This window comes from Mesorhizobium sp. M7D.F.Ca.US.004.03.1.1 (assembly GCF_003998635.1).
Lineage (GTDB): Bacteria > Pseudomonadota > Alphaproteobacteria > Rhizobiales > Rhizobiaceae > Mesorhizobium > Mesorhizobium loti.
Window position 1 is genome coordinate 1 of record NZ_RZQG01000406.1, and the last position, 5230, is coordinate 5230.

Below are 5230 nucleotides of genomic sequence, written 5' to 3' on the forward strand. Positions count from 1 at the left end.
TCCCTATGTGGTGCTTGCGGTCGGTGCATCATTGCCGGTTCTTCTTGTCGACCACCCTGCGAACGCCGCCGGCTTCTACTGGTTCGCCGCTTTCAATGCGTTCTTTTATGGATTGCTCGTCGCCGTAATTGTCGCAAGGCACGTCATCGAGAACAAGATCCCGCTGCGCGCCAATGTCGCCAAATATGCCCTGCACACCTCACTCGCCGTGCTCGCGCTGTCGGCTCCGGCCGCCGCATTCTATGACCGCGGATTGCAAGGCATTTATGGGCTGCAGCAGGGCGCGGGCCATCTGCGCATTGTCAGGGTAATCTTTCCGGTTTCCGGCGCCGGCCAGGGCGGGCTCGGAAACTATACGGTGCATTTCGACCCCAGTTGGGATGCAAGCCGCTGACGCCTCGAGAATCGGCCTCGGGACAGCTACGAGGCAGTTTCCCGCCCACGGCTCTCTTCTTCCACAACGACGACTATTGAGGCTCCAAAGCGCGTCGCGCCAAAACCCGTCGCGCGTCCTCGTGCGACATCCGTGAGATCGATCGCAATTTAATAAAATCCAGCGCAAGGCGGAAAGACGGCGCTCACTACGCCGTTTGCCTGAATTTTAATAAGCTTAGTCTAATATTGTGCAATGGAAAAGGAAGTTCACACGGCGTGGAAAACGCTCAGCACAAAATATGCCGCGGTGTGCCTTTGCCTATAGTCTGCAACAGGGGATTGGTGATGAACAAGTTCATTGAAGGCCCAGTTAATATCGGCAGGAAGTGCATCTACACTATTGCCGCAGCCGCGTTGATCTCCATGGTCGCGGGTGCTCAGGGCGCTAATGCGGCCGAGACCGGACAGATTCGCGGCGAACCTGCGGTCCACAAGCTCGGCCACAAGATTCACTATCTCAAAAACAAGCGAGACCTTCACCGCAAGCCGGTCGTGCGCATGACCAGCGTGACCCGCACCAATGCGCTGGCCTATGCGGCCTTTATCCAGCCGCCGCGCCTCGGCAAGCCGGCGCTTCTGAAGGTTTCCTACACCCTTGGCGACGCCGGTCCGCTGCTGGGCCGCTCGCCATGGCTCTGCAGCCCGAGTGGCTTTGGCCAACGCTCGAGCTGCCGTTCGCGATACTGATCTTCGGCGGGGGCGAGTCGAGGGCGAGAGGTTGGCGCAGGCTCTGCCCGCTACCTCTTGCCCTCCGGAGGCCCTGTTCGGCAATATCCAGTCGTGGAAGGAAGTCCCGTCCTGCGGAAAGCCGGGCGAGCCTCGCCACCTTCAGCCTACGACCTTGTCGTCACGGTCCAGAAGCAGCTTTGCGAGGTCACCGGCCGGTGCGCCGCCAGCCGTCGCCATCATTTTCACCGGGTGCCGGTTGCGGCCGCGCGACATAGGCCGACGACCCGTTCGCTTCGTGATAGACGCGCGCCAGCATTTCCGCCAGCACACCCGACGTCACCATCTGCACGCCGGCGATGAGCAGGAAGAAGCCGGTGAACAGCATCGGGCGCGTTCCGATGTCTTGACCGAAAAACAGCTTCAGACCAAACAGATAGGCAAGGATCAGGGACCCCAACGCGCCCAGCACGATGCCGATGCCACCGAAGAAATGACCGGGCCGCGTGCGGTAGCGCATGAAGAAATACATGAAGACCAGGTCGAGCACGACCCTGAAGGTGCGCGAAATGCCGTATTTCGACTGGCCGTGGATGCGAGCATGATGCGTCACCACCTCCTGCGCAATGCGTCTCGGGGTCGTCACCGTGGCCAGCCATGCCGGGATGAAGCGGTGCATCTCACCATAAAGCTTGACGCTGCGGATGACGTTGCCGCGATAGACCTTGAGGCTGCAGCCATAATCCTTGAGGCGCACGCCGGTGACGCGCGCGATCAGCGCATTGGCGATGCGCGAGGGCAGCCTGCGCATGAAAAAACCTTCCTGGCGGTCCTTGCGCCAGCCGACCACCAGGTCGAGATCTTCGCTCAGCAGGCGGTAGACCATGCGCGGGATGTCGTAGGGATCATTTTGCAGATCGCCGTCGATCGTGGCGATGACGTCGCCGCGCGCTGCGTCGATGCCGGCCTGCATCGCGGCGGTCTGCTTGTAGTTGCGCACAAGCTCGACCGCATGCACATGCGGACCGTAATGCGCTGCCAGGCGCCGGATCTCGCTCACCGTCGCGTCGGTGCTGCCGTCATCGACCAGCACGACTTCCCACGGTTGGTCGTAGCGTTCCATTGCCTGGTGAATCCGTGCCAGCAGCGGCTCGACGTTTTCGGCCTCGTTGTACATGGGCACGACGATCGACAGCGTATGGTCCGGCATCACCGCGCCGTCAGGCAGTCCAGAAGCGGGGATAGGCAATACGTTCATAGCGATGACTTCCTTGCAGAGCCGACGGCCGGGTTCCCCGGCAGCGTCGATTTCGAGGGAAACAGCCAGGCGATCGCGCCCGTGGCGATAGCCGAGCAAAAGATGAACAGGTGCAGCGCCAGCGCCGCCTGCAGGCCTGCCTTCATGTCGATGCCGGAGGTGAGCAGCGCGGCTGCCGCTCCCGCTTCATAGGTGCCGAAGCCGGCGACGCCTTGCACCGGCAGGATTGCGGCGCCTTCGGCCCCGACGACGCCCGGAAAGGCGGTCGAAAAGGATGTTCCCAGCAGCATTGCCAACAACCATCCTTGTACAGCGAGCTTCAGCGACCAGTTGGCGATCGTCCACCACCAGCCGTAGCGCGAGCGCCCGGTCGCTTCGGTGAAGACATCGCGCAGCGTGCCGAGCTTCGCCACGATCTTGCCGCGGCCGGCCCAGTCATGCGGCGCGCGCGCCCAGCGCGGCAGATACCAGGCGGCGGCGATCAAGGCGGCCACGCCCGCGATCCTTATCGCCGGATGCAAGCCCGGCCACACCGCCAGGGCCAGCACGCCAACGACGAAGGCATCCTGCAGCCTGAACCACAGCAGCGAGGCGCTGGCGCGCATGATCGGTATGCCGAAGACCTGGCGCAGGAGCAGGGGAAAGGCCGTCTCGCCGCCACGGAAGGGGACGACGTTGATCATCGCATTGTGGATCAGAATGACGCGCAGGCAAGCGCCGAAACGGCCGTGCACCTCGTCGCGGAACTCGTCGCAGACACGCAGCGCACGCAAGACATAGGTGACGAAAAACGCGATCGTCGCCACCGCGAATACGCCGGGCGTTATGCGGGCGAAGGCGTCGCCGACCATCCGCCAGCGCGAGTCGCTGGCGAGCCAAGCCAGCAGGGCCAGCGTCACGATTATCGAAATCGTTCGCTTCAACAATTCCTCCTGAGTTCCGTCGGTCCCGGCGTGCTGTATCTCAAGATCCACGGCATTGGTAGCGGATCGGGTCGCCTGGTCGACCGCATTGCCTGGGTTGCGCGGGAGAGGCTGTCCGCGCAACCGCCGGCGGCGGCCGCATTTCCGGCCTTTGCCTAATCTCTGGCTCCATCAAGGGCTGCTGATTTTATAGATCAGCAGTTTATCCGAATCCACGAGCTTGGTCCCGATCTTGTCGAGATAATCGATCACCCCGGCATGGTGCTCGACGAATAGCTGATTGTTGTCGTCTTCGGCATTCTTTGTGGCGCCGAGGAAGTCCGCGCCCTCGGCGCGCAACTCCTCGATCTGCGCGATCGCGGTAGCGTCGTCCTTGACGAACATTGCCCAGTTGAAGTCACCGCCGCCCGGAGGAAATACCCAGCCGCGCATCCTACTGTAGTAGACGGCAACGGGATCCCCCACATCCGGAGCAACGGCGATGACCAGGTCGCCTGGCTTGGCGAGCCGCGCCAGCTCCTCGCCAAGCAGCTTGCCGTTCATGGCGATCGGCGCCTTCATTGTCTTCACCAGCGGACATGTCGACCAGACGAGTACCACGGCCGCGATGCAGACCGAGCGCAGGACGACCATCGGCGACCACGTCATCCCGGATGCGAGCGTCGCCAGCACAAGCGCGCCGCGAGCGCAGAACATGGCGAACGGCACATGGAAGATATGGTAGTTCCACGGGTTGCTGGTGATTTCACGCGCTGCAGCAACATAGACCACCAGAGCGCCCGCCAGCCAAACGTAGGGGATAGCTGAAAGAATGCGCTCCTGGGATCCGGTGCTTGGCCTTGGCGGCAGCCAGAATCCGATCACGATCAGGATCATGATCGGATAACCGTAGAACCACCATACCGATTTGTTCCAAACGGAATTCAAGTAGAAATAGTTGTCAAAAAAAGTCCAGAAGCCGCTGTCCCAGATATATCCGAAACCAGCGGTATGATACGGTGGATATGTCCGGCCAAGATGTATCGCCCAGCTAAAATAGGCAGCGATGACAGCGAGGCTGAGAAGTCCACTCACCGACGTCCGTATTGCCGGTCTGTATCGCTTCTGTAAGATCCAGCAGGCCACCAGATAGAAGATGACGGAGCCGGCGGCGATGCCCGGGGGCTTTGCTAGCACACCAAACGTGAAGCTGAGCGTGGCCAACAGGAGCAGCCGCTCGTTGCCGCCTACCCAGTATTTCACGAACAGCCAGATGCCGAGCGTCACCAACGCCAGCATCGAGGGCTCCGGGAGAAACGAGCTGTCGATCATGATCGTCGCAGGCATCAGCGCATAGGCGAGCGCCGCCACATGGGCGTGCGTTTCGCCCCAGCAAAGCGCTGTCAGCCTGTGCAGCGAAAACACCGTCACCAGGCCGAAGAGGGCCGCAATCATGCGGCCGAACCAGTCGTGCCAGCCGAAGAGTTGGTAGAGCAGGGCGGTCAGATAACTGACGATCTGGAACTCGCGGCCCTGATAGCTTGGCCCGGGTCCGGTCCAGCTGACCTCCGGGAAGAAGATGTTCCAGCTGCGCTGCTGGAAATTGTCGGCCATCATTGCCGTGCTTGTCTCGCGCCAGCTGAAGGCATCGACCAGCGGCAAGGTGATGTCGTGGAACCGGAACATGCCTGCGATGAACAGGATCCCCAGCAAGATCGCCGTGTTGGGGCTCAGGTAGTTGCGCGCAGCCGTGTCCCGGTCGGTCGACTGCTGCAGGTATTGCCGACCTTCGGCCTGATTCAATTCCGGGTCGTCCGTCATTTGAAACCGCGTCCCGCCTGATGTCTGCGCATGCTGCTTTTGCGCGCGATTGTCAGGGTTGGAGGAATATACGACGCAATTCTTAATTTTGACGACTGCAGGCTGCGCGCGTGTCTCGAATAGTTGTCGTCTGTCTGCTTCGCAAAGG

Annotated in this window: 4 protein-coding genes and 1 pseudogene; 2 read left to right on the forward strand and 3 right to left on the reverse strand. The window is 61.4% G+C overall.

Features of this window, described 5'->3' with window-relative positions; genetic code table 11:
* Positions 1–394: pseudogene (locus tag EN935_RS21165) on the forward strand (N-acetylglucosaminyltransferase); the annotation flags it as partial.
* A gap of 326 nt (positions 395–720) precedes the next feature.
* The gene (locus EN935_RS21170; RefSeq protein WP_109662857.1) at positions 721–1122 is read left to right on the forward strand and encodes a hypothetical protein; all 402 of its coding nucleotides are present in this window, start codon (positions 721–723) and stop codon (positions 1120–1122) included.
* 187 nt (positions 1123–1309) lie between these two features.
* On the opposite strand, the gene EN935_RS21175 is transcribed toward EN935_RS21170, so the two are convergent.
* The 3 genes from EN935_RS21175 to EN935_RS21185 all read right to left on the reverse strand — a co-directional run bounded on the left by EN935_RS21175 (position 1310) and on the right by EN935_RS21185 (position 5082).
* Complete coding sequence (locus EN935_RS21175; protein WP_245468770.1) at positions 1310–2311, reverse strand: glycosyltransferase family 2 protein; 1002 nt, start codon at positions 2309–2311, stop codon at positions 1310–1312.
* Positions 2312–2355: 44 nt separating this feature from the next.
* Positions 2356–3282: a lysylphosphatidylglycerol synthase domain-containing protein gene (locus EN935_RS21180; protein ID WP_109662861.1), complete on the reverse strand. Its 927-nt coding sequence runs from the start codon at positions 3280–3282 to the stop codon at positions 2356–2358.
* Positions 3283–3453: 171 nt separating this feature from the next.
* Positions 3454–5082 carry a glycosyltransferase family 39 protein gene (locus EN935_RS21185; RefSeq protein WP_109662863.1) on the reverse strand — a complete coding sequence of 543 codons (1629 nt, stop codon included), beginning with the start codon at positions 5080–5082 and terminating at the stop codon, positions 3454–3456.
* Between the last annotated feature and the right edge of the window lie 148 nt (positions 5083–5230).